Genomic DNA, 3,473 nt, shown 5'->3' on the forward strand with positions numbered 1-3,473 from the left:
GGCCTGAGAGACCGCTTCCCCGCCCGGCGGAGCGGGCTCTCGGGCGGGGAAGCGGTCTCTCAGGCCGCCGGGATCACCGGGAGCAGGAGATACGACGCGTGGGACCCGCCCAGATGGAGGGTGGTCTCGGCGCCGGTGACGCGGGGCGGGCGGTCGGCGGGGTCGTTGTGCAGGAAGGGACCGCAGCCCGTGAGGTCGTTCTTGAGGTTGGAGAGCCGGGCACTGGGCCCCGGGTGGACATAGTCCCGGCCGCGCACCTGGAGGCCGAGGCGGTACCCCGCCGGGATGACCAGGGACGTCGGGAGGATCTCGATGTCCAGTTCGTGGACGGCTCCCGGCACCAGCGGCTCGGCGCGGTCGTGCGGGTGGAAGGGGCGGTACGGGGTCGACAGCTCCGGGTCGAGACGGCGGTGGGAGGCGCGCAGCCAGCCCTGGGCGATGGGGGTGTGCGGATCCAGCGCGCCCTGGAAGACGACCTCCTCGCCGCCGGGCGAGTAGACCCGTACGACCAGGAACAGATCGGCGTCGGTGGTGGTGGACGAGACGAACAGCTTCGCCGCCAGCGGGCCGGTGATCTCGGTGCGCTCCGGCAGCGGCGGGGTGCTGAACTCCACTCCGTCGCCGTCCGCCGCGAACACGGCCGTCCCCCCGGTGGCCGGCGCCTCGTCCGCGAGCGCGCCGGCCGCGGTCGGATACAGGCGGGTCCATCGCGTCGACGGCAGCGGCCAGGCGTCCTCGCCGCGTTCGGTGAAGGTCCCGTCGACGTGCCGGATCTGGAGCTGCACCGCCGGCCGGTCCTCCCAGCCGTTGCGCTCGTCCTTCAGATACCGGTCGAAGAAGCGCATCTGGAGGTCGACGCCGTAGTCGGTGTAGAAGAGCGGCCAGTGCGCGTGGCCGTGCATCTCCAGCCACTTGCGGGTGGACGCCGCCCGTACGAACCCCTCCACGTTGCCGCGCAGATGGAGCCCCTGACCGCCCCAGTTGCCGCAGCTCAGAACGGGGACGTCGATCGCGTCCCAGTGCGCCGAGCGGTCCCGGTGGTACGCGTCGTCGAAGGCGTGGGCCCTGATGTCCGCGCCGAGGTCGGTACGGTTCGCGGCCAGCTCCTCCGGCGGGAGGACATCGTCGCCGCAGATCCGCTGACCGGTGTTCGGATTGAGGCCGCCCACCTCGCCGACCCCGTACTGGACCGTCTTGACCTGCATGTCGTACCAGTTGTCCCAGAAGGTGGAGCGGACACCGCCCTGGTACGCGCCGTCCCGGTAGAAGTCCGCGGCGCCCTCCCAGGGGCAGATCGCGGCCAGGTGCGGCGGGCGCAGGGAGGCGACGTGCCACTGGTTCATCGCGTAGTACGAGATGCCGTTGAGCCCCACCCGCCCGTTGCTCCACTCCCGGGTGCCCGCCCACTCGACGCAGTCGTGGAAGTCACGGGTCTCCCGGGGTGAGAAGGGGTCCACCCGGCCGGGCGAGCGGCCGGTGCCGCGCGAGTCGACCCGTACACAGGCGTATCCGTGCGGCACCCACTTCTCGGGGTCGACGACCTCCCAGTTCTGGTACTTGTTCGAGGTGCCCGCCACCGTGTCGGGGTGGTCCCGGGCCATCGCCTCCCACGCGCTGGGATACCCGCGCTGGAAGGGCAGGCCCTTGGCGTACGGACCGTAGGTCATGATCACCGGCACCGGCTCGTCGGTCACCGGCCGGAACACGTCCGCGCGCAGCACGATCCCGTCGTCCATCTCGATGGGTACGTCCCACTCGACGCGCATTCCGTCGATGAGCTGCGTACGGAACGGCCGCGGGCCGCCGTCGTCGGGCATTTCCTCGCTCCTTGCCTCACTGGTCGGTACTCAGTGGTCGGTACTCGGTGGTGGGTGCCGAGTGGCGGGTACCGAGTGGTCGGTACTCCGACGATCGGTACTCCAACGATCGGTCGGTGGTGGTCAGCGGTTGACGTGCAGATGCCAGGGGGCCAGTCGGCGCAGCGCCGTCTCCGTACCGGCCCGCGCGACGATGCCGAGCGTGGCCAGGACGAGGACCGCGACGAACGCGGCGTCCTGTTCGAACGAGTGCGCGTTGCTGAGGATGTAGGTGCCCAGACCCGGCAGGCTCGCGAGGAACTCCACCGCCACCGCGCCGACCAGGGCCCGGCCCACCGCCACCTGGATCCCGGCGATGATGAACGGCAGCGTCGAGGGCAGCAGGACGTCGAGCACCACCCGCCACCGCGACAGCCTCAGCACCTGGGAGAGTTCGCCCAGTTGGGCGGGTATCTCACGGGCGCCGTCGCCGGTGCTCACCGCGCAGGGCAGGAACGCCGACAGGGCGATCACGGCCAGCCGGGTCTGCCCGGAGTAGCCGAGCCAGATCGTCGCCATCGGCACGACGGCCAGCATCGGCATCGCGTACAGACCGCTGATGTACGGGGAGGACAGGTGCCGCAGCCATGGCACCCGGCCCAGGCCCAGACCGAGCGCCGTACCGGCGGTGCAGCCGACGAGCAGGCCGAGCGCCACCCCGCCGAGCGTCTCGCCGAGCGCGGTGCCGAACGCCTCGGAGGTCAGCGTCGGCCAGAACGTCCCGGCCACACCGGACGGTGTGGGCAGGTAGGAGGGCAGCCACAGCCGTACCGAGGACTCCCAGACCACGACGACCACGAGGGCCACGGTCAGTTTGCCGAGCAGGCCGGCCGTACGGGGGCTCAGCCGGGAGCCCCGGGGGCCCGGCCGTCCCTTCGGGGCGCCCGCCGGGCGTCCCTCCCGCTCGTCCGGGGGACCGGACCCCGGGGTACGGGCGGATGCAGATGTGTCCTGATGTGCCGTCATGCCTTCACCGTCCGCCACCGTGCGAAGTGCCGCTCGACCGCCCGGCCGCAGCCCATCAGGGCGACGGCCAGCACCGACACCAGCACGGTCAGACCGAGCACCGTGGCCGTGTCGAACCGGGTGCCGGCGGCGAGCAGCAGTCCGCCGACACCGCTGGCGTTGAGGAAGAACTCCGCGGCGAGGGTGCCCACGAACGCCATCGCGATCCCCTGCCGTACCCCGGTCATGGCGTACGGCACGGTGTGCGGCAGCAACACGTCCTTCCAGATGCGCCACTCACTGCTGCGGAAGGTACGGGCGACCTCCAGCAGCGTCGCCGGCACCCGGTGCGCCCCCTCCGCGGTGTTCACGACGATCGGGAACACCGCCGTCAGGAAGACCACCAGCGTCTTGGCGGGCAGACCGAAGCCGAACGCCGACAGGATCAGCGGGGCGAGCGCCACGATCGGGACCGACTGGAGCGCGAAGAGCAGCCAGTCCGTACTCGCCCGCAGCCGCGCCCGCGAGAGCAGCAGGCCGAACCCGACACCGGCGACGATCGCCAGGGCGAGCCCGATCACCAGCAGCTTTCCCGAGGAGAGCAGCGCGCTCGGCCTCGGCGCTGCTCGACATGGTCCAGGACGGCTCGCGGCCGAGCGCGCTGCTCTCCTC

General features: G+C 71.6%; 3 protein-coding genes. All 3 read right to left on the reverse strand.

The features are described 5' to 3' along the window. Positions 1-59: 59 nt before the first annotated feature. Positions 60-1,817 (reverse strand): CocE/NonD family hydrolase, encoded by a 1,758-nt coding sequence (locus BFF77_RS31930; protein ID WP_066957034.1) that lies wholly within the window; start codon positions 1,815-1,817, stop codon positions 60-62. Positions 1,818-1,940: 123 nt separating this feature from the next. Then, entirely contained in the window at positions 1,941-2,822 is an 882-nt protein-coding gene (locus BFF77_RS31935) for an ABC transporter permease (RefSeq protein ID WP_066957037.1), read from the reverse strand. Continuing rightward, positions 2,819-3,473, reverse strand: a 655-nt coding sequence (locus tag BFF77_RS31940; RefSeq protein ID WP_141698609.1) for an ABC transporter permease, incomplete at its 5' end; no start/stop codon positions are given. The genes BFF77_RS31940 and BFF77_RS31935, both read right to left, overlap by 4 nt.

The organism is Streptomyces lushanensis (assembly GCF_001700515.1).
GTDB lineage: Bacteria > Actinomycetota > Actinomycetes > Streptomycetales > Streptomycetaceae > Streptomyces > Streptomyces lushanensis.

Coding starts and splice junctions, on each gene's coding strand:
- BFF77_RS31930 (WP_066957034.1), bottom strand. CDS start 1,817: ATGCCCGACGACGGCGGCCCGCGGCCGTTCCGTACGCAGCTCATCGAC.
- BFF77_RS31935 (WP_066957037.1), bottom strand. CDS start 2,822: ATGACGGCACATCAGGACACATCTGCATCCGCCCGTACCCCGGGGTCC.